Origin of the sequence: Paracoccus sp. C2R09, assembly GCF_018860625.1 — a bacterium.
GTDB lineage: Bacteria > Pseudomonadota > Alphaproteobacteria > Rhodobacterales > Rhodobacteraceae > Paracoccus.
This window is the reverse complement of sequence record NZ_JAHKQB010000029.1, coordinates 322,464-348,107: the sequence shown is the minus strand read 5'-3', so window position 1 is coordinate 348,107 and position 25,644 is coordinate 322,464. Positions and strand designations below refer to the sequence as shown.

At 67.4% G+C, this 25,644-nt stretch carries 24 protein-coding genes; 11 read left to right on the top strand and 13 right to left on the bottom strand.

Going from position 1 to position 25,644, the window contains the following annotated elements:
* Positions 1 to 49 precede the first annotated feature (49 nt).
* Positions 50 to 2,329, top strand: coding sequence for an NADP-dependent malic enzyme (locus KO490_RS13570; protein ID WP_216019942.1), 2,280 nt, complete (start codon positions 50 to 52; stop codon positions 2,327 to 2,329).
* Between the two features lie 157 nt (positions 2,330 to 2,486).
* Positions 2,487 to 4,385, top strand: a complete 1,899-nt coding sequence (locus KO490_RS13565) for a propionyl-CoA synthetase (protein ID WP_216019941.1) — start codon at positions 2,487 to 2,489, stop codon at positions 4,383 to 4,385.
* 26 nt (positions 4,386 to 4,411) lie between these two features.
* On the opposite strand, the gene aroA is transcribed toward KO490_RS13565, so the two are convergent.
* Positions 4,412 to 5,743, bottom strand: a complete 1,332-nt coding sequence (gene aroA / locus KO490_RS13560; RefSeq protein ID WP_216019940.1) for a 3-phosphoshikimate 1-carboxyvinyltransferase — start codon at positions 5,741 to 5,743, stop codon at positions 4,412 to 4,414.
* 115 nt (positions 5,744 to 5,858) lie between these two features.
* On the opposite strand from aroA, the gene KO490_RS13555 reads away from it, so the two are divergent.
* The gene (locus tag KO490_RS13555) at positions 5,859 to 6,527 is read left to right on the top strand and encodes a DNA alkylation repair protein (protein WP_216019939.1); all 669 of its coding nucleotides are present in this window, start codon (positions 5,859 to 5,861) and stop codon (positions 6,525 to 6,527) included.
* Here KO490_RS13555 and KO490_RS13550 read toward each other — a convergent pair.
* Positions 6,512 to 7,015 (bottom strand): hypothetical protein, encoded by a 504-nt coding sequence (locus tag KO490_RS13550; protein ID WP_216019938.1) that lies wholly within the window; start codon positions 7,013 to 7,015, stop codon positions 6,512 to 6,514. The two genes, KO490_RS13555 and KO490_RS13550, sit on opposite strands and share 16 nt — an antisense overlap.
* A 126-nt stretch (positions 7,016 to 7,141) precedes the next feature.
* Between KO490_RS13550 and moaA the strand changes: the two genes are divergently transcribed.
* Positions 7,142 to 8,149: a GTP 3',8-cyclase MoaA gene (moaA, locus tag KO490_RS13545; RefSeq protein WP_216019937.1), complete on the top strand. Its 1,008-nt coding sequence runs from the start codon at positions 7,142 to 7,144 to the stop codon at positions 8,147 to 8,149.
* Between the two features lie 179 nt (positions 8,150 to 8,328).
* On the opposite strand, the gene ispG is transcribed toward moaA, so the two are convergent.
* The 5 genes from ispG to KO490_RS13520 all read right to left on the bottom strand — a co-directional run bounded on the left by ispG (position 8,329) and on the right by KO490_RS13520 (position 11,981).
* On the bottom strand, positions 8,329 to 9,459 hold the full coding sequence (gene ispG / locus KO490_RS13540; RefSeq protein ID WP_216019936.1) for a flavodoxin-dependent (E)-4-hydroxy-3-methylbut-2-enyl-diphosphate synthase: 1,131 nt from the start codon (positions 9,457 to 9,459) through the stop codon (positions 8,329 to 8,331).
* Positions 9,460 to 9,524: 65 nt separating this feature from the next.
* Positions 9,525 to 10,163, bottom strand: coding sequence for a thiamine diphosphokinase (locus KO490_RS13535; RefSeq protein WP_216019935.1), 639 nt, complete (start codon positions 10,161 to 10,163; stop codon positions 9,525 to 9,527).
* Positions 10,160 to 10,369 carry a DUF2842 domain-containing protein gene (locus tag KO490_RS13530; RefSeq protein WP_216019934.1) on the bottom strand — a complete coding sequence of 70 codons (210 nt, stop codon included), beginning with the start codon at positions 10,367 to 10,369 and terminating at the stop codon, positions 10,160 to 10,162. The genes KO490_RS13535 and KO490_RS13530 overlap by 4 nt, the downstream gene beginning before the upstream one ends.
* A gap of 16 nt (positions 10,370 to 10,385) precedes the next feature.
* Positions 10,386 to 11,678 carry an adenylosuccinate synthase gene (locus KO490_RS13525; protein ID WP_216019933.1) on the bottom strand — a complete coding sequence of 431 codons (1,293 nt, stop codon included), beginning with the start codon at positions 11,676 to 11,678 and terminating at the stop codon, positions 10,386 to 10,388.
* 84 nt (positions 11,679 to 11,762) lie between these two features.
* Positions 11,763 to 11,981, bottom strand: a complete 219-nt coding sequence (locus tag KO490_RS13520) for a SlyX family protein (RefSeq protein ID WP_216019932.1) — start codon at positions 11,979 to 11,981, stop codon at positions 11,763 to 11,765.
* Between the two features lie 57 nt (positions 11,982 to 12,038).
* On the opposite strand from KO490_RS13520, the gene hisS reads away from it, so the two are divergent.
* The 3 genes from hisS to hisG are packed head-to-tail and all read left to right on the top strand — an operon-like array spanning position 12,039 to position 15,255.
* Positions 12,039 to 13,523, top strand: coding sequence for a histidine--tRNA ligase (gene hisS / locus KO490_RS13515; RefSeq protein WP_216019931.1), 1,485 nt, complete (start codon positions 12,039 to 12,041; stop codon positions 13,521 to 13,523).
* On the top strand, positions 13,523 to 14,581 hold the full coding sequence (locus tag KO490_RS13510) for an ATP phosphoribosyltransferase regulatory subunit (RefSeq protein ID WP_371822363.1): 1,059 nt from the start codon (positions 13,523 to 13,525) through the stop codon (positions 14,579 to 14,581). Before hisS ends, KO490_RS13510 begins: the two co-directional genes overlap by 1 nt.
* Positions 14,578 to 15,255 (top strand): ATP phosphoribosyltransferase, encoded by a 678-nt coding sequence (gene hisG, locus KO490_RS13505; protein WP_216019929.1) that lies wholly within the window; start codon positions 14,578 to 14,580, stop codon positions 15,253 to 15,255. Before KO490_RS13510 ends, hisG begins: the two co-directional genes overlap by 4 nt.
* On the opposite strand, the gene KO490_RS13500 is transcribed toward hisG, so the two are convergent.
* Entirely contained in the window at positions 15,252 to 16,136 is an 885-nt protein-coding gene (locus tag KO490_RS13500) for a nickel/cobalt transporter (RefSeq protein WP_216019928.1), read from the bottom strand. The two genes, hisG and KO490_RS13500, sit on opposite strands and share 4 nt — an antisense overlap.
* Positions 16,133 to 16,792: a DUF1007 family protein gene (locus KO490_RS13495; RefSeq protein WP_216019927.1), complete on the bottom strand. Its 660-nt coding sequence runs from the start codon at positions 16,790 to 16,792 to the stop codon at positions 16,133 to 16,135. The genes KO490_RS13500 and KO490_RS13495 overlap by 4 nt, the downstream gene beginning before the upstream one ends.
* Positions 16,793 to 16,910: 118 nt before the next feature.
* On the opposite strand from KO490_RS13495, the gene KO490_RS13490 reads away from it, so the two are divergent.
* The 3 genes from KO490_RS13490 (at position 16,911) to parE (ending at position 20,610) form a co-directional block, all read left to right on the top strand.
* Positions 16,911 to 17,891: an alpha/beta fold hydrolase gene (locus KO490_RS13490; protein ID WP_216019926.1), complete on the top strand. Its 981-nt coding sequence runs from the start codon at positions 16,911 to 16,913 to the stop codon at positions 17,889 to 17,891.
* A 13-nt stretch (positions 17,892 to 17,904) separates the two neighbouring features.
* Positions 17,905 to 18,546, top strand: a complete 642-nt coding sequence (locus tag KO490_RS13485) for a glutathione S-transferase family protein (RefSeq protein WP_216019925.1) — start codon at positions 17,905 to 17,907, stop codon at positions 18,544 to 18,546.
* A 105-nt stretch (positions 18,547 to 18,651) separates the two neighbouring features.
* On the top strand, positions 18,652 to 20,610 hold the full coding sequence (gene parE / locus KO490_RS13480) for a DNA topoisomerase IV subunit B (protein ID WP_216019924.1): 1,959 nt from the start codon (positions 18,652 to 18,654) through the stop codon (positions 20,608 to 20,610).
* 45 nt (positions 20,611 to 20,655) lie between these two features.
* On the opposite strand, the gene KO490_RS13475 is transcribed toward parE, so the two are convergent.
* Together KO490_RS13475 and hemF are read right to left on the bottom strand one after the other, a co-directional pair.
* Positions 20,656 to 22,206 carry a BCCT family transporter gene (locus KO490_RS13475; protein ID WP_216019923.1) on the bottom strand — a complete coding sequence of 517 codons (1,551 nt, stop codon included), beginning with the start codon at positions 22,204 to 22,206 and terminating at the stop codon, positions 20,656 to 20,658.
* 271 nt (positions 22,207 to 22,477) lie between these two features.
* Positions 22,478 to 23,332, bottom strand: coding sequence for an oxygen-dependent coproporphyrinogen oxidase (hemF, locus tag KO490_RS13470; RefSeq protein ID WP_216019922.1), 855 nt, complete (start codon positions 23,330 to 23,332; stop codon positions 22,478 to 22,480).
* A 77-nt stretch (positions 23,333 to 23,409) separates the two neighbouring features.
* On the opposite strand from hemF, the gene KO490_RS13465 reads away from it, so the two are divergent.
* Positions 23,410 to 23,826, top strand: a complete 417-nt coding sequence (locus KO490_RS13465) for a hypothetical protein (RefSeq protein WP_252727176.1) — start codon at positions 23,410 to 23,412, stop codon at positions 23,824 to 23,826.
* Here the strand turns inward: KO490_RS13465 and KO490_RS13460 are convergent.
* Together KO490_RS13460 and KO490_RS13455 are read right to left on the bottom strand one after the other, a co-directional pair.
* On the bottom strand, positions 23,823 to 24,626 hold the full coding sequence (locus KO490_RS13460; RefSeq protein ID WP_216019920.1) for an SDR family NAD(P)-dependent oxidoreductase: 804 nt from the start codon (positions 24,624 to 24,626) through the stop codon (positions 23,823 to 23,825). The genes KO490_RS13465 and KO490_RS13460 overlap by 4 nt on opposite strands.
* On the bottom strand, positions 24,623 to 25,642 hold the full coding sequence (locus KO490_RS13455) for a class I SAM-dependent methyltransferase (RefSeq protein WP_216019919.1): 1,020 nt from the start codon (positions 25,640 to 25,642) through the stop codon (positions 24,623 to 24,625). The genes KO490_RS13460 and KO490_RS13455 overlap by 4 nt, the downstream gene beginning before the upstream one ends.
* Positions 25,643 to 25,644 lie beyond the last annotated feature (2 nt).

The window sequence follows — 25,644 nt, the reverse complement described above, 5'->3', positions numbered from 1 at the left end:
CCCGCCAAAATGATTTAACGGTCAACCAATTCCGGAACCGGAGGCAGATATGGAAGACCGCAGGCAGGACAAGGCGCGACAGGCAGCGCTGGATTATCACGAATTTCCCCGTCCGGGTAAGCTGGAGATCCGCGCGACCAAGCCGCTTGCAAACGGGCGCGACCTGTCCCGCGCCTATTCCCCCGGCGTGGCAGAGGCCTGCCTCGAGATCAAGGCCGACCCCTCGACCGCCGCACGCTATACCAGCCGCGGCAACCTGGTGGCGGTCGTCAGCAACGGCACCGCGGTGCTGGGCCTGGGCAATATCGGGGCGCTGGCATCCAAGCCGGTGATGGAGGGCAAGGCCGTCCTCTTCAAGAAATTCGCCAATATCGACTGCTTCGACATCGAGCTGGACCAGCCCGATCCCGAAAAGCTGGCCGAGATCGTCTGCTCGCTCGAACCGACCTTCGGCGCAATCAACCTGGAAGACATCAAGGCGCCCGACTGCTTCATCGTCGAGAAGATCTGCCGCGAGCGGATGAACATTCCCGTCTTCCATGACGACCAGCACGGCACGGCCATCGTGGTGGGCGCGGCAGCCACCAATGCGCTGCGCATCGCGGGCAAGAAGTTCGAGGACATCAAGATCGTGTCCACCGGCGGCGGCGCGGCGGGCATCGCCTGTCTGGACATGCTACTGAAGCTGGGCGTCAAGCGCGAGAACGTCTGGCTGTGCGACATTCACGGCCTGGTCCACGAGGGCCGGACCGAGGACATGAACCCCCAGAAGGCCGCCTATGCGCAGGCGACCGACAAGCGGACCCTGGGCGAGGTGATCGACGGCGCGGACCTGTTCCTGGGCCTGTCCGGTCCCGGGGTGCTGAAACCCGAGATGGTCGCCCGGATGGCCAAGCGCCCGGTGATCTTCGCGCTGGCGAACCCCATGCCCGAGATCATGCCCGACCTGGCCCGCGAGGTCGCCCCCGATGCGATCATCGCCACCGGGCGCAGCGATTATCCGAACCAGGTCAACAACGTCCTGTGCTTCCCCTTCATCTTCCGCGGTGCGCTGGACGTGGGTGCGACCACGATCAACGACGAGATGAAGATCGCCTGCATCGAAGGCATCGCCGCACTGGCCCGCGCGACCACCGCGGCCGAGGCTGCGGCCGCCTATCGCGGCGAGACGCTGACCTTCGGGCCCGATTACCTGATCCCCAAGCCATTCGACCCGCGCCTGGTCGGCATCGTCAGCAGCGCGGTCGCCAAGGCCGCGATGGACAGCGGCGTGGCCACGCGCCCGCTCGAGGACGTGAACGCCTACAAGCAGAAGCTGGACAATTCGGTCTTCCGCTCGGCGCTGATCATGCGCCCGGTCTTCGATGCCGCCGCCACCGCGACCCGCCGCATCGCCTTTGCCGAGGGCGAGGACGAGCGCGTGCTGCGCGCCGCCAATGCCATGCTGGAGGAAACCACGGACGTCCCGATCCTGATCGGCCGCCCCGAGGTCATCGCCATGCGCGCCGAACGCGCGGGCCTGCCCATCCGCCCCGAACGCGACTTCGAGATCGTGAACCCCGAAAACGATCCGCGCTATCGCGACTATTGGGAAACCTATCACCAGCTGATGGCGCGCCAGGGCGTCAGCCCCGACATCGCGCGGGCGATCATGCGCACGAACACTACCGCGATCGGCGCCGTCATGGTCCACCGGGGCGAGGCCGACAGCCTGATCTGCGGCACCTTCGGGCAGTACAGCTGGCACCTGCGCTATGTCCGCGAGATCCTGGCACGCGGCGGCCTGCGTCCGCAGGGCGCGCTGTCGATGATCATCCTGGAGGACGGGCCGCTGTTCATCGCGGATACCCAGGTCCATCAGGAACCGACGCCCGAACAGATCGCCGAAACCGTCTGCGGTGCCGCCCGCCATGTCCGCCGCTTCGGCCTGACGCCGCGCGTGGCGCTGTGCAGCCATTCGCAGTTCGGCAACCTGGACAGCGAGAGCGGTCGCAAGATGCGCGACGCGATGGCGCTGCTGGACCTGCGCGAACCCGATTTCATGTATGACGGCGAAATGCATGTGGACAGCGCGCTGGACCCCGACATCCGCCAGCGCATCTTCCCGGGATCGCGGCTCGAAGGCGTGGCGAACATCCTGGTCTTCGGCAATGCCGATGCGGCCTCGGGCGTGCGAAACGCGCTCAAGATGAAGGCCGGCGGGCTGGAGGTGGGGCCGATCCTGATGGGTCTGGGCAACCGCGCTCATATCGTCACCCCCTCGATCACGACGCGCGGGCTCTTGAACATGAGCGTTCTGGCGGGCACGCCCGTCGCCCATTACGGCTGATCTTTGCAAACAGGCGGCGGCGGTCCTTCGGGGCCGCCCTTCGCTTTCGGCCTTTGCAAACTGGGCCGAACGGTTTGCGAATGCAGGGCGCTAACACGCTTGCATCGCGCCCCCTCACCCGCGCTAGGATGGCGCCGAGGGAGAGGGAGGAATTGCCATGTCGTATCGCGACATCCATGCCGCGTGGAAGGCCGACCCCGAGGGGTTCTGGGCCGAGGCCGCGCAGTCGATCGATTGGGACCACGCGCCATCGGCGGCCTTCTTCGACCAGGGGCCGGTTGGGGAATGGTTCGCGGACGGGATGGTCAATACCTGCTGGAACGCGGTGGACCGCCATGTCGCTGCGGGCCATGGCGACCGGGTCGCCATCATCCATGACAGCCCGCTGACGGACAGCATATCGCAGCTGACCTATGCCGAACTTCAGGACCGGACGGCGCGGCTTGCCGGGGCCTTGCGGGCGCGCGGTGTCGGCATGGGCGACCGGGTGATCATCTACATGCCGATGATCCCCGAGGCGCTGGTCGCGATGCTGGCCTGTGTAAGGCTGGGCGCGATCCATTCGGTCGTGTTCGGCGGCTTTGCGGCGCATGAACTGGCCGTCCGGATCGACGACGCGCAGCCCCGCGCCATCATCGCCGCATCCTGCGGGATAGAGCCCGGACGCATCGTCGCCTACAAGCCGCTGCTGGACCGCGCCATCGACGAGGCCCGTCACAAGCCCGATCTGTGCGTGATCCTGCAGCGCGAACAGGAACACGCCGCCATGGTCGCGGGTCGCGATCTGGACTGGCAGGACATCACGCGCGATGCCGAACCCGCCGATTGCGTGCCGGTGCCCGGGAACCACCCGGCCTACATCCTCTATACCTCGGGGACGACCGGGCAGCCCAAGGGCGTGGTGCGTCATACGGCGGGCCATATGGTCGCCCTGGCATGGAGCATGGCGCATATCTATGCGATCCGGCCGGGCGACGTGTTCTGGGCGGCCTCGGACGTGGGCTGGGTCGTGGGCCACAGCTATATCTGCTATGGCCCGCTGATCGCGGGGGCCACGACCATCGTCTTCGAGGGCAAGCCCGTCGGCACCCCCGATGCGGGATGCTTCTGGCGGGTGATCGCCCAGCACCGGGTCAAGAGCTTCTTCACCGCGCCCACCGCGATCCGCGCCGTGCGCCGCGACGATCCGGATGGACGGATGATCCCGGATCACGACATATCCTGCCTTCAGGCACTGTTCCTGGCGGGCGAACGCGCCGATCCCGACACGATCACCTGGGCCGAGGATCACCTGAAGATCCCCGTCATCGACCATTGGTGGCAGACCGAGACCGGTTGGGCCATCGCCGCCAACCCCCTGGGGATCGAGACCCTGCCCGTGCGCAAGGGCAGCCCCGCGGTCGCCATGCCCGGATACGACGTGCAGATCCTGGATCCCGATGGCCGGGCGGTGCCGGCGGGGCAACTGGGCGCGATCGCGATCCGCCTGCCCTTGCCGCCCGGCACGCTGCCGACGCTCTGGAATGCCGAGGACCGGTTCCGCAAGGCTTACCTGGATCGGTTTCCGGGCTTCTACGAGACGGGCGATGCGGGCTATGTCGATGATGACGGGTACCTGTTCATCATGGCGCGGACGGATGACGTCATCAACGTCGCGGGGCACCGCCTGTCGACCGGCGCGATGGAGGAAGTGCTGGGCAGTCATCCCGCCGTCGCCGAATGCGCCGTCATCGGGATCGCGGATGCCCTGAAGGGTCAGATCCCGCTTGGGCTCTTGTGCCTGAAAAAGGGCGTCACGACCCCGCCCGAACAGATCGTCAGAGAGGTGATCGCCATGGTCCGCGACCAGATCGGACCCGTGGCCTGCTTCAAGCTGGCCTGCATCGTGGAACGCCTGCCCAAGACGCGCTCGGGCAAGATCCTGCGCGCCGTCATGGCCAAGATCGCGGACGGGCACGAGGTGACGACCCCTGCCACCATCGACGATCCCGCCATCCTGACCGAGATCGAGGCCGCCCTTGCGGCGCTTGGATATCCCATGAAGGCCAGCGCGTGAAAAAGGGGGCCGCGGCCCCCTTTCCCTTACCCGAAACTTGCGCCCAGGCGTTCCATCAGCGGCACGAAATCGGGGAACGAGGTCATGATCGGACCGGCATCGTCGATACCGACGGCGTTTTCGGCATTCAGGCCCAGAACCATGAAGGACATCGCGATGCGGTGGTCCAGATGGGTCACCGCCTGCGCCCCGCCCGGAACGCTGCCGGTGCCGTGGACGGTCATGCTGTCCTTCGTCTCCTCGACCTTGACGCCGTTCGCCTCGAGGCCGCGGGCCATCGCGTCGATCCGGTCGCTTTCCTTCACGCGCAGCTCGGCCACGCCGTTCATCACGGTCGTCCCTTCGGCATAGGATGCGATCACCGACAGGATCGGGAATTCGTCGATCATGCTGGATGCCCGTTCGGCCGGAACGGTGACACCCTTCAGCGGCGCATGGCGGACCAGAAGATCGGCGACCGGCTCTCCGCCTTCCTCGCGCGGGTTTTCGAAGGTGATGTCGGCGCCCATCTCCAGCAGGGTGACATAGAGGCCGTCGCGCGTCGGGTTGCGGCTGACGCCCGGCACGCGGATCTCGGATCCCGGCACGATCAGGGCAGCCGCCACCGGGAATGCCGCGCTGGAGGGATCGCGGGGGACCGCGACGTCCTGTGCGCGCAGCTCGGGGCGGCCCTGCAAGGTGATGACATGGCCGTCCGCCGTCGTCTCGGCGCGGATGTCTGCGCCGAAGCCCGCCAGCATGCGTTCGGAATGGTCCCGGGTGGGTTCGGCCTCGATCACGACGGTTTCGCCGGGGACGTTCAGCCCGGCCAGCAGGATCGCGGACTTGATCTGCGCACTGGCGACCGGTGTGCGATAGGTGACGGGAACCGGATCGGCAGCCCCCTCGATGGTGATGGGCAGGCGGCCGCCTTCGCGGGCGGTGATGCGCGCGCCGAATTCCGCGATCGGGTCGGTCACGCGCGCCATCGGGCGGCGCGACAGGCTGGCATCGCCCGTGAAGGTCGCGGTGATCGGCGTCGTGGCGACAGCACCCATGATGAGGCGCACGCCCGTGCCGCTGTTGCCGCAGTCGATCACCCCCTCGGGCGAGGCGAAGCCGCCCACGCCCACGCCGTCCACCGTCCAGCTGCCGGGTCCGTGGCGCGTGACGGTCGCGCCGAACGCCTCCATCGCCTTGGCGGTGTCCAGCACGTCCTGACCTTCCAGCAGGCCCGTGATGCGCGTCTGCCCCACCGACATCGCGCCCAGGATCAGCGCGCGGTGGCTGATCGACTTGTCGCCCGGCACCAGCGCCTCGCCCGACAGCGGGCCGCATTTGCCAGAGGTCATCGGACGGGGTTCGGCGGAATGGGACATGGGTCTACCTCGTGATTTCGCGAAGGTTCTATCGTGGGGCGCAGGGCACTGCCACCATCTTCTTGCCGCCGCGCCCGGGGATTTCTAGAAGGGCCGAAACGGAAAGGACCGCAAGATGCAGGAAATCGAACAGCTGCGCGCACTGGCCAACCCCGAGCGCGCCGCGAAAATGGCCGCGCGGCACAAGCGCGACCGCGAGACGCTTGGCATCGCGCCCGCCGAACTGGAGCCGCTGGTCGCAGGCTGGCGCGCCGCCATGACCCCGGACGAACGCGTGGCACTGGCCCGCGACCTGTGGGAGGCCGACATCCACGAGGCCCGCATCGCCGCGGCCAAGCTGCTGCTGCAGGCGCGGATGCGGCCCGATGCGGATGCATGGGCCACGATCCTGGAATGGGCCCCCGCGATCGACGCGCTGGACATCGCCGACGCGGTGGCCGCCGCAGGTCAGCGCAGGTTGGCATCGGACCCCGAGCGGCTGGCCGATCTGGAGGGCTTTGCCGAGGCGAAGAACCCGCTGCAGCGGCGGTTGCTGATGACGATCACCAATGCCTGGGCCAAGATGAACCACCCCAAGCCCGCGGATCTGCCGATCCGGGACCGGGCGCTGGAATGGGCATCGCATCTGCATCACGACGGCAATGGCGCGGTGCGTCAGGCCGTGGCCGCATGGCTGTCCGACCTTGCCCGCCACGACCCCGAACGGGCCGCGGCATGGGCGCCCGCCGAGAAGGTCGTCGATCAGGTCGCCGAGGACGACCGGCCCGATCAGGACCCCGAATAGACCTCGAGCGTCGGCAGATCCGTCAGCGACACGCCCAGCAGCTGCAGCGCGGACAGGGAAACCTGGCTGCCGCTGCCGCCGCCCGTCAGGGGGATCAGTTCGACCTTGGCGGATTTGCCGCTGGCGGGATGCACGATCCGGCCGGGCATGCGCGACTTGACCAGCGGCGTCTTCATCCACAACCCGCCCTCGGTCGGATTGCCGAGCGACCCGACCGTGGTGCCCAGCTTCTGCTCGGCCGCGTCGGTCGGCACTTCGGCGGCCGCGGCACGCTGTTCGGGCGTCGTGGTGTCCAGCTGCGCGACGGTCGCGCGGGCGGCAGGACGGGGTGCGGGCGCACGGGTGATCGCGGTCGCGGCGGATACCTGTTCGGCGGTGGCCGGTGTGGTCTCGGGCTTGGCCGTGGTGGTCCCGCTGCCCGTCATCTGCGTGCAACCGGCCAGCGCCACGCCGATTCCCGCTACTGTCGCAAGGGTGCTGATACGCATTGGGCTCTCCTCATCAGGCTTGGGCGACAGATTGCACGGGCCATTGCCAAAGGTCCACCACCCCCGACATCACGCCCGCGCTTGTGAGCGGCGCGTCGCATGCCTAGATTGCACCGCATGAGCCAGATGCCGCATCCAGCCCCGCTGATCGATCCCTTCGCCCGCCCGATCTCCTATCTTCGGGTGTCGGTCACCGACCGCTGCGATTTCCGCTGCGTCTATTGCATGGCCGAGCATATGCAGTTCCTGCCCAAGGCCGAGCTGCTGACGCTGGAGGAACTGGACCGCCTGTGTTCGGCCTTTGTCGGCATGGGCGTCCAGAAGCTGCGCATCACCGGCGGCGAACCGCTGGTGCGGCGCGGCATCATGGGCTTCTTCCGCAACATGTCGCGCCATCTGGGCAACGGCCTGGAAGAACTGACGCTGACCACGAATGGCAGCCAGCTGGGCCGCTTCGCGCAGGAATTGTTCGATTGCGGTGTCCGCCGCGTCAACGTGTCGCTGGACACCTTGGACGAGGGCAAGTTCGCGCAGATCACCCGTTGGGGCCGCCTGCCCCAGGTTCTGGACGGCATCCGTGCCGCCAAGGATGCAGGCCTGCGGGTCAAGCTGAACGTCGTGGCGCTGAAGGGCGTGAACGAGGACGAGCTGTTCGACATCACCCGCTGGTGCGCCGAAGAAGGCCACGACCTGACCTTCATCGAGGTGATGCCCATGGGCGATCTGGGCGGCGAGGATCGGCTGGACCAGTATTGGCCGCTATCGGACCTGCGCGCCCGCCTGGCCGAGCGTTACACCCTGACGGAGCTGCCCGAACGCACCGGCGGCCCCGCCCGCTATGTCCGGCTGGAGGAGACGGGCCAGAAGATCGGCTTCATCACGCCCCTGACGCATAATTTCTGCGAAAGCTGCAACCGCGTCCGGCTGACCTGCACCGGAGAGCTGTTCATGTGCTTGGGCCAGGAGGATCGCGCCGATCTGCGCGCACCGCTGCGCGCCCATGGCGACGATGCCCCCCTGCGCGAGGCGATCCGCGCGGCCATCGCCCGCAAACCCAAGGGCCATGATTTCGACTATTCCCGCCAATCCGTCGGCGGGCAGATGACGCGGCACATGAGCCATACGGGCGGCTAGGCCGCCATTCCACGCGCGATGATCGACTGCCCTTCAGGCAGCGGTCGCCCTGACCGCATTTTTCGCCCCGGCACCGCAGTCGGGAATGGTCCATGGCACAGGCCGCCGCAGGGCGTCATCTTCGGGGGCGTGCTGCCGCATGGACAATTCCACGTGGCAGCACCGTCACCGATCCGCGTTCAGGCCGTGGCCTCTGCCTCGGCCTTTTCGGCCTCCAGCTTGGCGGCGCGTTCCTCGACCAGTTCGACGATATGATCGACCATCTGTTCGTTCGACAGCTTGTGGCTCTGCTTGCCGGCCATATAGACCATGCCGCTGCCCGCGCCGCCGCCGGTAAAGCCCAGATCGGTCATCAGCGCCTCGCCGGGGCCGTTCACGACGCAGCCGATGATCGACAGCGACATCGGCGTCTTGATGTGTTCCAGCCGCTGTTCCAGCGTCTCGACCGTCTTGATGACGTCGAAACCCTGCCGTGCGCAGGACGGGCAAGAAATGATCTGCACGCCGCGCGTGCGCAGCCCGAGGGATTTCAGGATCTCGAACCCGACCTTCACCTCCTCGACCGGATCGGCCGAGAGGCTGACGCGGATCGTGTCGCCGATCCCCATCCACAGAAGGTTGCCCAGACCCACCGCCGATTTCACCGTGCCGCCGACAAAGCCGCCGGCCTCGGTGATGCCAAGGTGGATCGGCTTGTCCGTCGCATCGGCCAGCTGCTGATAGGCGGCAGCGGCCAGGAAGACGTCGCTCGCCTTCACGCTGATCTTGAATTCGTGAAAGTCGTTGTCCTCGAGGATCTTGATGTGGTCCAGCCCGCTTTCGACCATCGCGTCGGGACAGGGTTCGCCGTATTTTTCCAGCAGGTGGCGTTCCAGGCTGCCGGCATTCACCCCGATCCGGATCGAGCAGCCGTGGTCGCGCGCGGCCCTGATGACCTCCTTCACGCGATCCGGGCTGCCGATATTGCCGGGATTGATGCGCAGGCAAGCGGCGCCGGCCTCGGCGGCCTCGATGGCGCGCTTGTAGTGGAAATGGATGTCGGCCACGATCGGCACCGGGCTCTCGCGGCAGATTTCCTTCAGGGCCCGCGTCGTGTCCTGATCGGGGGCCGAGATGCGCACGATATCCGCGCCCGCATCGGCGGCCCGGATCACCTGATCCAGCGTGGCACGCACATCGCGCCCGTCGGTATTGGTCATCGTCTGGACGCTGATCGGCGCGTCGCCCCCGACGGGGACATTGCCGACCATGATCTGGCGAGATTTGCGGCGTTCGATGTTCCGCCAGGGGCGGATCGGGTTCAGCGACATGTGGCGTTCTCCGTGTTCGCCCCACGAGATAAGCCATGAGGCGGGCAACGACAACCGCCCCGGCGTCAAAGCGCCGCCAGCACCTGTCCCAGGCAGTCGCGCGGCAGCATGACCAGCATCGGGCCCTCGATTTCCAGCGTCACGGGGCCCGTCGCGCGATTCGACGTGCCGACCCGCAGGGCGGGCGCGAATTCCAGCCCGTCGATGGGCCATTCGAGGCCCGTGCCGCGCCCCCGTGCCGGCCCCATCGGGAACAGCGAAACGCGGGTGCCCGCAGCGATATCCAGGCGCAGACGCGCGGGCGCGGCCAGCACGACATCCTCGGGGGCCAGCATGACCACCCGCGGGGCGCCGGGCGCGACCATCGCGGTCAGCGCGGCCAGGTTGTGATCCAGCCGCAACCCGGCGAACCCCACCGCCATGATCAGCGGCGCATGGCTGCGGCGCAGGCACTTGGTGAAATCGGTGCTGTCCTGTTCGGCGATGTGATGGATGCGATCGGGTGCGATCCGGGCACGGGCATGGTCGCCAAGGCTGTCCAGATCGCCGATGACGTGATCGGGTATCCGCCCAAGGCGCAGCGCACTGTCGGCCCCGCCATCGGCCGCGACCAGCAAGGGCGCCACCGCCAGGGCCTGCGTCAGATCGGCGTCATCCACGGCACCGCCGCCGATGACGGTGATGCCCTTCGGATGGGCGATCATTCGCGCCCGACGCCGTTGAAGATGCGCCGGAACGGGAATGCCCAGAGGACGCCCAGCAGGATGTAGATCCCGACCTCGACCAGGATCGGCTGACGCCCGAAGCGGGCGTCGAGCCAGTTCATCAAAGTGACCGCCACGACCACGTAGATCGGCATCACCACGACCAGCACCAGGATCGAGAGCCTCTTGCGTGTCTGCAGCTTCATGGCGGTCCCTTTCCGATCAATCCGCGAAGGGATCGGTCACCAGGATGGTGTCGTCACGCTCGGGGCTGGTGGAAAGCAGCGCGACCGGGCACTGGATCAGTTCCTCGACGCGGCGGACATACTTGATCGCGGCGGCGGGCAGATCGGCCCAGCTGCGGGCACCGGCGGTCGATTCCTGCCAGCCGTCCATCTCTTCGTAGATGGGGGTGACGCGGGCCTGCTGCGCGGCGGCGGTCGGAAGATAGTCGTATTCGACGCCGTCGATCTCGTAGCCCGTGCAGATCTTCAGCTTCTCGAACCCGTCCAGCACGTCCAGCTTGGTCAGCGCGATGCCGTTCACGCCGCTGATGGCGCAGGTCTGGCGGACCAGGACCGCATCGAACCAGCCGCAGCGACGCTTGCGGCCCGTCACGGTGCCGAATTCATGGCCGCGTTCGCCCAGCCGCTGTCCGTCATCGTCGTTCAGCTCGGTCGGGAACGGGCCTTCGCCCACGCGGGTGGTGTATGCCTTGACGATGCCCAGCACGAAGTCGATCGCACCCGGCCCCATGCCGGTGCCCGACGCCGCCGCCCCCGACATCGTGGTCGAGGAGGTGACATAGGGATAGGTGCCGAAATCGACATCCAGCAGGCTGCCCTGCGCGCCTTCGAACAGGATGCGCTTGCCGGACTTGCGGGCCTCGGCCATCACCTTCCAGACGGGGCGGGCATAGGGCAGCAGCTTGGGCGCGATCTCCTGCAGCCTGGCCTTCAGCTCGGCCCGGTCGATCGGTTCGGCGCCCAGACCCTGACGCAGCGCGTCGTGATGGGCCAGCAGGCGGTCCAGACGGTCGTCCAGCGTCTGCTCGTCGCCCAGATCGGCGACACGGATCGACCGGCGGCCGACCTTGTCCTCGTAGGCCGGGCCGATGCCGCGACCGGTGGTGCCGATCTTGGCCTTGCCGGCGGCTTCCTCGCGCAGCTTGTCCAGGTCCTGGTGCAGCGGCAGGATCAGCGGCGTGTTCTCCGCGATCATCAGGCTCTCGGTCGAGATCTGGACGCCCTGCCCGGTCAGCTTCTCGATTTCCGAGAACAGCGCCCACGGGTCCAGCACGACGCCGTTGCCGATCACGGCCAGCTTGCCTTCGCGCACGATCCCCGAGGGCAGCAGCGACAGCTTGAACACCTTCTCGCCGATGACGAGGGTGTGGCCGGCATTGTGGCCGCCCTGGAAGCGCGCAATGACATCAGCGCGTTCGCTGAGCCAGTCCACGATCTTGCCCTTCCCCTCGTCGCCCCACTGGGCGCCGACAACCACGACATTGGCCATGAGCCATCCTTCCGTTTTACCGAAACTGCTTTTCGCCCCGGCTCTAGCGCATCATGCGCGACTGTGAAAGCACTGAAAACGCGCCTACCAGTGCGGAGGCCGCTGATCGGCCAGCGGGATCGAGCCGTCGGATTCGGATTGCCGCTGCGCCTCGGCCTGCATCAGCATCTGCATCCGGCCCGCCAGCCGGTCGATGACCCGGTCCTGCCGCGCGATCACCTCGGACAGATCCTCGGTCACGCGGGCCAGATGGGCCAGCTTTTCCTCAAGCTCGGTGATCCGTGCCTCTGCGTTCTTGTCCATGTCGTCCCCTTCCGTTATGGCGTCCATCGGATTTGGCCCCGTAAAGGCAACAAGACCATGGCAAAAGACCAGAAGAAACAGCCCCGCCCCAAGGCAGAGACGCCAAAGGGCTTCCGCGACTATTTCGGTGCGGAGGTGACGGAACGCAAGTCGATGCTGGACCGCATCGCCGAGATCTATCATCGCCATGGCTTCGAGCCGCTGGAAACGAGCGCGGTCGAGACGGTCGAGGCACTGGGCAAGTTCCTGCCCGACGTGGACCGCCCCAATGCCGGCGTCTTCGCCTGGCAGGAAGAGGCCGTGCCCGGCGGCGGCACCGCGGGCGACTGGCTGGCGCTGCGCTATGACCTGACGGCGCCGCTGGCGCGCGTGGCTGCGCAGTATCGCAACGATCTGCCCAGCCCCTATCGCCGCTTCGCGATGGGCCCCGTCTGGCGCAACGAGAAACCCGGTCCGGGGCGTTTCCGCCAGTTCTATCAATGCGATGCCGATACGGTGGGCAGCGCCTCGGTCGCGGCGGATGCCGAGATCTGCGCCATGCTGGCCGATGCGCTGGAAGGCGTGGGGATCGATCGCGGCGACTACATCGTGCGGATCAACAACCGCAAGGTCCTGAACGGCGTGCTCGAGGCCGCCGAGGTCCGTGCCGACCAGGCCGAGGACGTGCTGCGCCAGATCGACAAGTTCGACAAGGTGGGCCGCGACGGAGTGCTGGCCCTGTTGACCGAAGGCCGCAAGGATGACAGCGGCGCCTTCATCGACGGCGTCGGCCTGTCCGTCGATCAGGCCCAGCCGGTGCTGGCCTTCCTGACCTCGAAGGGTGACGACAACGCGGCCACGCTGGCGAACCTGCGCGCCGCTGTCGGTGCATCGGCCATCGGCGCCGAGGGTGTGGACGAGCTGTCGCAGATCGCGGGAATGCTGGCCGCGATGGGCGTGTCCGAGGATCGCGCCGTCATCGACCCCTCGATCGTGCGGGGGCTTGGATATTACACCGGCCCCGTTTTCGAGGCCGAACTGACCTTCGAGATCCTGGACGAGAAGGGCCGCAAGCGCCAGTTCGGCAGCGTCGCGGGCGGCGGTCGCTATGACGGCCTGGTCGAGCGGTTCACCGGCCAGAAGGTCCCCGCGACCGGCGTCAGCATCGGCGTGGACCGCCTGCTGGCCGCGCTGCGCGCCAAGGGGCTGGCGGGTGCCGACAGCCAGGGTCCGGTCGTCGTGACCGTGATGGATCGCGACCGCATGGCCGATTACCAAGCCATGGCCGCGGAACTGCGGGCTGCGGGCATCCGGGCCGAGGTCTATCTGGGCAACCCCAAGAATTTCGGCAACCAGCTGAAATACGCCGACAAGCGCGGCGCACCCGTCGCCATCATCCAGGGCGGGAACGAGGCCGAACAGGGCGTCGTGCAGGTCAAGGATCTGGTGCTGGGCGCCAAGATCGCCGCTGAGGCCAGCTTGGACGAATGGAAATCCCAGCCCGCCCAGACCGAGGTGCCCCGCGCCGATCTGGTGGCCGAAGTGCGGCGGATCCTGTCATGATCCCCAAGCGCGACAAGCAGAACGTCGGCCAGCGCCTTCTGGCCGCCTTTCGCGACGCGGGCGGGGTCGAGGTCGCGCCCGACCTGCTGCTGCCCGCCGAAAGCCTGCTGGATCTCTATGGCGAGGATATCCGCGCCCGCGCCTATGTCACCGCCGACCCGATCCGGGGCGAGATGATGCTGCGCCCGGACTTCACCGTCCCGGTCGTGCAGGCGCATATGCAGAACGGTGCGGAACCCGCCCGCTACTGTTACCTGGGCGAGGTGTTCCGCAAGCAGGACATGGGCGACACCCACCCCGCGAACCCGCGCGACAGCGAATATCTGCAGGCCGGGTTCGAACTGTTCAGCCGCGATCCCGATGCCGATGCGGAACTGTTCGCGCTGTTCCACGACCTGCTGTTGCCCCTGGGGCTGACCGCGCAGATCGGCGACATGGGGCTGCTGCTGGATGCCGTGGCCGCCCTGCCGCTGCCCGACACGCGGCGCGATGCGCTGATGCATCAGATCTGGCGGCCCGGTCGCTTCCGCAGGCTGCTGACCTCGTTCGGGGAACCCAGCATTCCGCGCAGCTTCCCCGAAAGCGACAGCCCCTGGGCCGGTCTGCGATCCGAGGATGAGATGATCCGCCGCATGGCCCGCCTGAAATCCGATGCCGCCGTGGCCCCGCTGGCCCCGGTCTGGTCAGAGCGGCTGGACCGGTTGTTCGCGCTGCAGGCCCCCGCGAACGAAGTGGCACCGATGCTCTATGAACTGGCGCAGGACATGCCCGCCATCGCGCCTGCCGTGGACCGCATCACCGCGCGTCTGCGTGCCATCGCGGATCGCGGGATCGACCTGTCGGGCATCACCTTCGATGCCAGCCACGGGCGCACCACGCTGGAATATTACGACGGCTTCACCTTCAGCTTCACCGCCGACCGTGCGGGCTGGCCGCCCGTCGCATCGGGTGGACGATACGACGCGCTGACCCGCGTCCTGGGCAAGGGCCGCGAAATCCCGGCGGTGGGCGGCATCATCCGCCCCGGCCTGGTTGCCGAACTGGAGGGCGCAGCATGATCCGCCTTGGCGTGCCGTCCAAGGGGCGGCTGATGGAACAGACCTTCGACTGGTTCGCCGATCGCGGCGTCACCCTGTCGCGCAGCGGGTCCGACCGCGAATATGCGGGCCGGGTCGAGGGCGCGGATGGCGTGTCGCTGGTGCTTCTGTCGGCGGGCGAAATCCCGCGCGAACTGGCCGCGGGCCGGATCGAGCTGGGCGTGACCGGCACCGACCTCGTGCGCGAGAAGCTGGCCGGCTGGCGCGATCTGGTGGCCGAGGTCGCACCGATGGGCTTTGGCCATGCGGACCTGATCATCGCGGTGCCCGCCTGCTGGCGCGACTGCAGCGATCTGGACGATCTTGCCGCCATCGCCCGCGACTTCCGCGAGGAACACGGCTTCCGGCTGCGCATCGCCACCAAGTATCACCGCCTGGTGCGGGCATGGCTGTCCGAGCACGAGGTCGCGGATTACCAGCTGGTGGACAGCCAGGGCGCGACCGAAGGCACGGTCGCGAACCAGACCGCCGAGGCGATCGCGGACATCACCTCGTCGGGGGCGACGCTGCGGGCGAACAACCTGCGCATCCTGGACGAGGAACCGATCCTGCGGTCGCAGGCGACGCTCTTTGCCAATCGTGCGGCGATGGGCCCCACGATGAACGCGTTCCTGACGCAGCTGGGCCTGACCTAGATCAGCAGAAGAAGCGACAGGGCCGCGACCAGCAGCCCTGCCGCAAGCTGTGCGACGCCCGGCAGCCAGCGCGCGGCCGGACCGTCCGCCAGCGCGGCCGCGCTGCCGCGTCGTGCCCAGACCGACAGCATGGCCACGGCCAGGGTGACCAGCGCGGTGCCCAGGCCCATGGCAAAGGCCCCCAGCACGCCGATGCCGAAGATGTCCATCCGCCAGGTCAGGATCAGCAGGAACAGCGCCCCCGTGCAGGGACGTGCCGCGATGCCCGCGATGACGATCAGCCCGTCGCGAAGCCCGTGGACATGAGCCGCCTGGTCGATGCTGGGCCCGTGCGAATGCCCGCAGCCGCAGCCCTCGTGATGATGATGGTGGTGGTGCCCCCCGGCATTGCGCAGCTGGCGCAGCCCGCGCCATGCCAGCCACAGTCCGACGCCCGCGATCAACAGCGCGCTCAGATCCGCCATGTGCCGCTCGGTCAGGTCGGTCAGCCTCTCGCGGCCCAGGTCCAGCAGGCTGATGCCGCCCCAGACCAACAGGACGGCCATGCCCGCCTGCGCCAGCGACGATGCCACCGACAGCAGCGCCAGCCGACCCATCGGCACATCCGCGCCATAGCCATAGCTGCCGATGACCATCTTGCCATGCCCCGGCCCGACCGCATGCGCCACGCCATAGCCGAAGCACAGCCCGATCAACGTCCAGACGGCGCCCGGCTGACCCGCGCGCAGCCCGCGCAGGGCACCCGCCATCAGGGTCTGCGTTTCGCGCTGAACGGACACGGCCCAATGCTCGATGCCCGTCAGCCCGCCCGTGACCCACAGGATCAGCAGCAAGGCACCGACCAGCAGCCCCGACAGGCTTATCGCGCGCGCCGCGCTCATGCCGGGCCCTGGCAATCCAGCCGCAACTCGTCCGCACCCGTCGCGCCGATATCGACCGACAGCATCTCGGTGGCGGTGTCGTCGTCTTCCTCCAGCGCCTCGGCCACGGCGCGGGCATAGGCATCGGCGGCGGCATAGGGATCGCCGGTCAGAAGCCGCGTGCTGCATTCCGCACCCTCGATGGCCGGGTTCTCCATCAGCGCGAACTGGACGTAATATTCGGGGTCATAGACCTGCGCCCGCAGATCGCCGGCGGCATCCGCATCGCCCGACACCTTGCGCACATGGTGCGAGATCAGGCGCCCGTCGCGATATTCCGCCGTGAAGTCGCGCGGATCGTCCAACGCGATGCGCCGATCCCCGTCCGAGAGATAGAGCCGCCCGTCGAAGCCTTCCTCCCAGTCGCCGTCGAAACCCTGGATCGCCGCATTCTCGGCCTTGGTCAGGACGCCGTCGCCATCGGGATCGAGGCCCATATCCTCGATGATCAGCAGCGAATAAAGTTCGTCGTAACTCCATTCGACCGTGATATCGGTCAGGCGCCCGTCTTCGAAGCGGAAGGCCAGGGACGCGTCGATGAAGACGTGCGGATGGGCCGATGCGACCTGCGGCAGGGCCATCAGGGATGCGATCAGGGCAGCGCGGCGAAGGGACATCACGTCGTTCCGTCTTGAATGGCGGGACCAGTTAGGCGCAAACGGGGGGCATTGCAAATCACCCCGGCGGCATCCGCCGGGACATGCCGGGGAATTGCCGATGAGGGGGTGGAGAAGGATGCTGGGGATCGCGAGCCTGTTCGCAGCTCTGGGGGGATGCGCGCTGATCGATGCCCGCGCCACCCAACGAGAGCGCAATTTCGAGACCACGCATCCGCCCTCGGGTCAGTTCATCGAGGTCGATGGCCGCCGCGTCCATGTGCTGATCGCGGGCGAAGGCCCCGACCTGGTCCTGCTGCACGGGGCCAGCGGCAATCTGCGCGACTTCACCTTCGATCTGGTGGACCGGCTGCAGGACCGTTACCGCGTCATCGCCTTCGACCGGCCCGGTCTCGGCTTCAGCGACGATATCGGGGCGCAGAACCACAGCCCGATATCGCAGGCCGAATTCCTGCGCCATGCGGCCGATCAGCTGGATGTGCGCAATCCCATCGTGATGGGTCACAGTTATGGCGGCGCGGTGGCGCTGGCATGGGGGATGCGCGCGCCCTCCGAAACGGCGGCGCTGGTCGTCGTGTCGGGCGCGACCGAACCCTGGCCCGGAGAGCTGGAGGGCTGGTACCGCTTCGTGGGCACCCCCATCGGCAACCGCGTCGGCCCGCCGCTGCTGACCGCGCTGGCCCCCATGTCGCTTGGCGATCGGATCATGGCGGGCATCTTCGCGCCCGACCCCGTCCCGGAGGGGTATTCGGACCATATCGGCGTGGGCCTTGCGGCGCGGCGGGCGAATTATCGCAACAACGCGCGCCAGATCACGCAGCTGCGCCCCTTCCTGCGCGTCATGTCCCGACGATACGAAGACCTGGACCTGCCGGTCGAGATCCTGCACGGCGCCGACGACCGCGTCGTGCCCGCGCGGATCCACGCGATGCCCCTGGCCCGCGATCTGCCCAATGCGAACCTGACGATCCTGCCGGGCGTGGGCCACATGCCACAGCATTCCGACCCGCAGGCGGTCGTCGATGCCATCGACCGCGCGGCGCTGCGGGCCGGATTGCTTGCATCGCTGCCGGCCGCGCCCCAAGCTGCCCCAAACTGACGAAGGACACCCTATGCTGGTCATTCACGGCGTCACGCGGTCGCGCGCCTCGCGCATCATCTGGCTCTGCCACGAACTGGACCTGCCCTTCCGGCAGGTGCCGGTCATCCAGGCCTATCGCACCGTCGATCCCGACGCGCTCAGCACGGCCAGCCCCGAATTCCTGGCCCTGTCGCCCGCCGGTGCGATCCCCGTGATCGAGGATGACGGCCTGGTCCTGTCCGAGAGCATGGCCGCGAACCTGCATCTTGCGCGCAAGCATGGCGGCACGGTCGGCCCGCAGGACGCATCCGAGGATGCGCTGATGATGCAATGGTCCTTCTATGCCGCCACCGCGATCGAGGATGACGCGCTGACGATCCAGATGCTGACCCGCCCCGAGGCCACCGACGAGGACCGAGAGATCATCGACGAGGCCATCGCCCGGCTGGAACGCCCGCTGGCCGTGCTCGAGGCGCATCTGACGGCCCATGCCTATCTGGTGGGCGGGCGCTTCACCGTCGCGGACCTGAACATGGCCGAGGTGATCCGCTATGGCTGGAACGACCAGCGCCTGCATGCCGCATGGCCCGCGATCAGCGAATGGCTGGACAGCTGCCACGCCCGCCCGGCCTTCCTGCGCATGTGGGAGGCCCGCCTGCAAGAGCCCGTCTGAAAGGCATCCCTTGGGGCGCGGCACCCTGCGGACCACAAGCCCTTGCCGCCCTGCCCCATGCCATGAGATAACCGCCGCCAGACCAGACGACAGGACGACAGATACATGGCCGACGACCTTCTTTCGGGCGACATGAACGACGACAGCTACTCCGCCTCCTCGATCGAGGTGCTGGAGGGGCTGGAGCCTGTCCGCAAACGCCCCGGCATGTATATCGGGGGCACCGACGAACGCGCGCTGCATCACCTCGTGGCCGAAATCCTCGACAACTCGATGGACGAGGCCGTCGCGGGTCATGCCAGCCGGATCGAGATCGAGCTGCTGGCCGATTACAGCGTCGTCGTGCGCGACAACGGGCGCGGCATCCCCATCGACCCGCACCCCAAGTTTCCGGGCAAGTCCGCGCTCGAGGTGATCCTGTGTACGCTGCATGCGGGCGGCAAGTTCTCGGGGGATGCCTATCAGACCTCGGGCGGTCTGCACGGGGTGGGCGCGTCGGTCGTGAACGCGCTGTCGGACCTGATGGTCGTGCAGGTCGCGCGCAGCAAGGAACTGTTCGAACAACGCTTCAGCCGCGGCATTCCCGAAGGCCCGGTCCAGAAGATCGGCGCGGCGCCGAACCGCCGCGGCACGACGGTGACCTTCCACGCCGACGAGGAGATCTTCGGCCATCACCGCTTCAAGCCCGCGCGGCTGATCAAGATGGTGAAGTCCAAGGCCTACCTGTTCAGCGGAGTCGAGATCCGCTGGAAATCCGAGATCGACGACGGAGAGACCCCGCGCGAGGCGACGTTCCATTTCCCCGGCGGTCTGGCCGATTACCTGACCGAGACGATGGCCGGGTCCAGCACCTATGCCGAACGTCCCTTCGCGGGCAGCGTGGATTTCAAGCGGTTCAACGTTCCGGGCAAGGTGGATTGGGCGATCAACTGGACGCCGTCGCGCGACGGGTTCATCCAGTCCTATTGCAACACCGTTCCCACCCCCGAGGGCGGCACCCACGAGGCGGGCTTCTGGTCAGCGATCCTCAAGGGCATCCGCGCCTATGGCGAGTTGGTCAGCAACAAGAAGGCCGCGCAGATCACGCGCGATGACCTGATCACCGGCGGCTGCGCGCTGGTCAGCTGCTTCATCCGCGAACCTGAATTCGTGGGCCAGACCAAGGACCGCCTTGCCACCGTCGAGGCGCAGCGCCTGGTCGAGAACGCCGTGCGCGACCATTTCGACAACTGGCTGGCCTCGGACACGAAATCGGCAGGCGCGATCCTGGACTTCCTGGTCCTGCGGGCCGAGGAACGCCTGCGCCGCCGGCAGGAAAAGGAAACCGCCCGCAAGACCGCGACCAAGAAGCTGCGCCTTCCGGGCAAGCTGGTCGATTGCAGCGCGACCAACCGCGAGGGGACCGAGCTGTTCATCGTCGAGGGCGACAGCGCGGGCGGCAGTGCCAAGATGGCCCGCCAGCGCGCGACGCAGGCCCTGCTGCCCCTGCGCGGGAAGATCCTGAACGTGCTGGGTGCGGCATCCTCGAAGATGGGTGCCAACCAGGAGATCAACGACCTGTGCCAGGCGCTTGGGGTCGGGCTGGGGTCGAAGTTCAACATCGACGATCTGCGTTACGACAAGATCATCATCATGACCGACGCCGACGTGGACGGCGCGCATATCGCATCGCTGCTGATGACCTTCTTCTTCACCCAGATGCGCCCGATGATCGATCGCGGGCATCTCTATCTGGCCTGTCCGCCGCTCTATCGTCTGACGCAGGGGGCGCATCGCGTCTATGTCGCCGACGACGCGGAGAAGGAGCGGATGCTTCAGAAGGGCCTGGGCGGGCGCGGCAAGATCGACGTGCAGCGCTTCAAGGGTCTGGGCGAGATGGACGCCAAGGATCTTCGCGACACGACGATGGATCCCAAGACGCGCAAGCTGATCCGTGTCAGCATCGATGACGACGAAGGCGGCGAGACCGGCGACCTGGTCGAACGGCTGATGGGCAAGAAGCCCGAGCTGCGCTTCGAATACATCCAGGAGAACGCGCGCTTCGTCGAGGAACTCGACCTCTGATCCGCGGTGCGGGCGGCCGGAGGGATCCGGCCGCCCGTTTCCCTGTCAGCCCGGGCGGCCAAGCCGCCAGACGATGCGCGGCGCGTCCCACAGCGTGGGCAGAAGCACCAGCGACACGGGCGCAGCCGTCACGACGATGAAGCTCTGCAGCTTGCCGATGCCGCCCGATCCGGACGAGATCAGGATCAGCGCCATCACCCCCATCGCCACGCCCCAGAAGGCCCGCAGCCAGGTCGAGGGTTCGCCCTCGGACATGGATTGCGCGATGACGAAGCTCATGGAATCGCTGGTGGTGGCGACGAAGGCCATTGTCAGCACGAGGAACGCGACCGACAGCAGGAAGCCCAAGGGGAAGGCCTGCGTGATCGCCAGAAGGCCCGCTGGCAGGTCCAGCCCCTCGAACGGGACGGATACCGTGCCGGGGTCCAACTGTTCGAAGGTGATGCCCGACCCACCGATGATCGTGAACCAGAAATTGGTGACGATGGGCGCGATGACCGCCAGCATGACGATGATCGACCGGATCGACCGCCCCCGGCTGATCCGCGCAATGAAGATCGCCATCAGCGGACCGTAGCCGATGAACCAGCCCCAGAAGAAGACCGTCCACCAGCCCAGCCATTCGCTGTCCCCGATGATCCCCGCATCCCCGCGATAGAGCGCGAGCCCGAAGAAGTTCTGGACATATGTGACGAAACCGCCCGCGAAATTGCCGAAGATCGCGCCTGTCGGCCCCGCCAGCAGCATGAAGACGAGCAGCGCGAAGACCAGCAGGACGTTGAACTGCGACAGGATACGGATGCCCTTGGACAGCCCCGTGACCGCCGACACCGAATAGATCCCGACCAGCGCCAGGATCACCGCCGCCTGGGTGCCGAAATCGTCGGGGATCCCGAACAGCGCCTGCAGGCCATAGCTCATCTGCAGGCCGAGAAATCCGATCGGTCCGACCGTGCCCGCCACGACCGAGATCACGCAGCAGGCATCCACGATCAGCCCCAGGGGGCCGGTCAGCACCCGGTCGCCGAACACCGGATAGAGCAGCGTACGCGGCGCCAGCGGCAACCCGCGATCATGGTGGTAATGCATCAGCATGATCGTCCCCAGGGCGCCCAGGATCGCCCAGGCCAGGAACCCCCAATGCAGGAAGGACTGTGCCAGCGCCGCATGGGCGCGCGCCCTGGGGTCGCCCGACAGGTCGCCGAAGATCGGCGGCGTGGACAGGTAATGGGCGATCGGCTCTCCTGCCGCCCAGAAGACACCGCCACCTGCCAGCAGGGTGCACATGATCATCGAGGCCCATTGCAAGGTGGAGAACTCGGCCCGCGCAAGCCCGCCCATCCGCGTCCGCGCGCCCGGCAGCAGGCAGATCGCCAGCCCGATCAGGAAGGTCGCCAGCAGCAGCACCTGCCAGTAGAATCCGAACCAGCGGGCCGAGACGGCAAAGCCCGCATCGACCCATCCCGACAGCCGGTCCAGATCGACCAGCGCCAAGGCGCAGAATGCAAGAATGAAGCCACTGGTCAGGATCACCAATGGCAGATCGAGGCCCTTGGATCGGCCTGAAGGGCCGTCCGGGCTGGAATTGTCAGACATGTCGTCCTTTCGTGAGACGCTTTTGGGAATGCGACCGCGCGGCCCCTGTGCCGGGCGGAGGGCGGCATCATGGGCATCCGACGGGATGCGTTCGGTCAGGCGAAAGGATCGGACCCTCTGCCGCCTGTTCGGGCGGCGTCCCTAACCGCGGGTCCGGGGCGGGTCAACCTTGTTTCCGGCGCGAAGCAGCACAAGCCCGCGAAAGGTTTCCGACAGGCCCGGTCGGGCGGCCCGCCCCCTTTGCGGGGGCGGGCGCTTCAGGCGCGGATCGTCAGACCCATTTGGCCAAAGGCGGCAAGCTCATCAGAACCGCATCGGCGTTGTGGCCGGTTTCCAGCCCGAATTTCGTGCCGCGATCATAGACGAGGTTGTATTCCGCATAGAGCCCGCGATGGATCAGCTGCGCGTCGCGATCCGCATCGGTGAAGGGCTGCGCCATGCGCGCCTCGGCCAGGGGCAGGAAGGCCGGAAGGAAGGCCGCACCCACGTCGCGGGTGAAGGCAAAATCGGCCTCCCAGTCGCCATTGTTCAGGTCGTCGAAGAAGATCCCGCCGACGCCGCGTGCGCGACCGCGATGGGGGATGAAGAAATACTCGTCGGCCCAGGCCTTGAAGCGGTCGTAATACCCTTCGTCATGGGGATCGCAGGCGCTGCGCATCGCGGCGTGGAAATGGGCCGTATCCTCGGGGTATTCGATGCAAGGGTTCAGGTCGGCGCCGCCCCCGAACCACCATGCGCCGGGGGTCCAGAACATGCGGGTGTTCATGTGCACCGCGGGCGCATGCGGGTTCTGCATATGGGCGACCAGGCTGATGCCGCTGGCCCAGAAGCGCGGATCGCCCTCGATCCCCGGCACGCCGCGCGCGGCCATCGCCTTCTGGGCTGCGGGCTGCAGGGTGCCGTGGACTTCGGACCAGTTCACGCCGACCTTCTCGAACACCCGACCGCCGCGCATGACCGACATGATGCCACCGCCGCCATCGTTGGCGCGGGTGGTCGGCGTCACCTCGAAGCGGCCCGGCGCGGAATCGCCGCCCGCGCGATCCTCCAACGCTTCGAAGGCGGCGACGATGCTGTCGCGCAGTTCGTGGAACCATCTGGCGGCACGTTGGCGCTGGTCTTCCATCGGTTTGTCCCCATTCGTGAATTGCATTGGCCCCATCCGGGCGGCTAGGCTCTAGCATCGCTGTAATGAGAGCCGCCATGCGTCGCAACACCGCCCCCCTGGCGATCATCGCCCTGCCCCTGCTTCTGGCCGCCTGCGGCACGCCGCAGGACCGCTGCATCAGCCGCAACACGGATGAATACCGCACCGTCAGCGCCCTTCTGGCCGAGGTCGAGGGGAACATCGCGCGGGGATATTCGTGGGAGGAACGGCAGGTCGTGCGCACGCGCTTCGGCCAGTGCCGCGATGTCAGGCGCGACAAGGACGGCAACCGCGAGATCGTCACGCGGGGTTGCTGGCGCGATTACGTGGACGAGGAACGGTACCGCGTGCCGATCGACCCCGCAGCCGAGGCACGCAAGCGCGACAACCTGGCCAGCCGCAAGGCCGCACTGGCCCCAAGCGCGGCCAGCGCCGTCAGCGCCTGCCGCGCGGCCTTTCCCGAGGAAACCTAGAGGATCTGCGCCGTCACCGGGTCGGCCAGGCTGCGCCCGCCATCGACGGTGACGATCTGCCCCGTGACGAAGCGCGCGCCGTCGCTGACAAGGTATTGCGCCGTCTCGGCCACCTCGTCGGCGGGGGCGATGCGGCCCATCGGGGTGCCCGCGATGATCTGGCTGCGCTTTTCCGGGTCGGCCTTCAGGGCGCATTGCAGCTCGTGCGACATGACGCTGCTGAAGCTGACGCCGTTCACGCGGATGCGGTGCGGCGCCAGGGCCAGCGCCAGCCCGCGCGTCGCCTGTTCCTGCGCGGCGCAGGCGATGGAATAACCCAGCATAGAGGGAATGGGCCGACGCGCGGCCAAGGTCGAGATATTGACGATGGCCCCGGCCGAGGTGCCGTCGCTGTCGCTTTCGGATTGGCGGATCATGCGCTTGGCGACCAGCTGGGACAACCGCATCTGCGACATCAGGTTCTGGCGCAGCATCTCCTCGAGCGTGTCCATGTCGGTGGCCAGCGGATCGCTGTCGCGTACGAAGCGATGCGCATTGACCAGGATGTCCACCCGGTCGAACGCGTCCAGTGTGGCCGACAGCAGGTTCGCCATCACCAGCTTTTCCGACATGTCGCCGGCAAACCGCTGGACGGTGCCCTCGTTGTCATAATCCGAGACCGCACCCGCAAGGGCCGCATCCTCGCAATCGGCGAACATCACCATCGCACCGCGTTCGACGAAATGGCGCGCGATCGCCAGACCGACGCCGCGCGCGGCCCCGGTCACGATGGCGACCTTGCCCTGGATGGAAAGGGTCATCGCCGTCCGCCCTTCCGAGTGGCGGCAGAGCCGCGATTGGCGGCGGTGGCCTCGATCACCTTGAAGCGGTTGTCGCCGCCGATCTCGTGGACCTGACCGAAATATTCGGCCAGCACGGCCTCGTAGGGCAGATGGCGGTTGGCAACCATCCACAGGCGTCCGGCCCCGGTCAGGATCCGCGCAGCCGTCGCGATGAAGGCCGCGCCCAGCTTCGGATCGGCCTGGCGCCCCTGATGGAAGGGCGGGTTCATGATCACCCCGTTCACCGGATCGGGCAGGCGGAAATCGCGCGCATCGGCCCAGTGGAACGTGGCACGGGGGTCGGTGATGTTGCGCCGCGCGCTCTCGATGGCGGCGTGATCGGCCTCGACCAGGTGCAGTTCGCTGACGCCTGCACGCGACAGTGCCTGCGCCGACAGCCAGCCCCAGCCTGCGCCCAGATCGACCACGCGGGTCGGCAGCTTCTCGGGCAGGTGCTGCGCCAGCAGGGCCGAGCCCGGGTCGATGCCATCGGCCGAGAAGACGCCGGGAAGCGTCACGAATCCGGGGGCCGCCTCGTGTTCGCGGGCGTGCCATTCGGCGGGAATCCAGTCGCCCTGCGGAATTCCGACCCGGAAGATCTTGCCATGGGCCTTGCTGGTCACCTCGTCGACATGGGCCAGCTTGCGCAGTTCCTTCAGGATCGAATCAACGCCGTCGGTCTTCTGCCCGTCGATCCAAAGCGAAGCGCCCGCGGGCAGATGGCCGGCAGCCAAGGCGATATCGGCACGGGCCGCGGCCTTGGCGCGCGCAAGCCGCACGATCGCCAGATCGAAGCGGGCGTCGCCTGAAAGCGCGGTCACCGCCTCGATCCCGCGGGCCTTCAGCCCGGCATGGTCGGCATATTGGCGCTGCAGGACGGTCAGGGTCTCGGGGGACAGCGGATGCAGGTTGTCACCCGCGGCTGCGCCCACAAACAGCAACTTCCCCTCGGGCGTGCCCTGGGGGAAGGCAAGTTCCAGTCGTGATTGGGTCACGT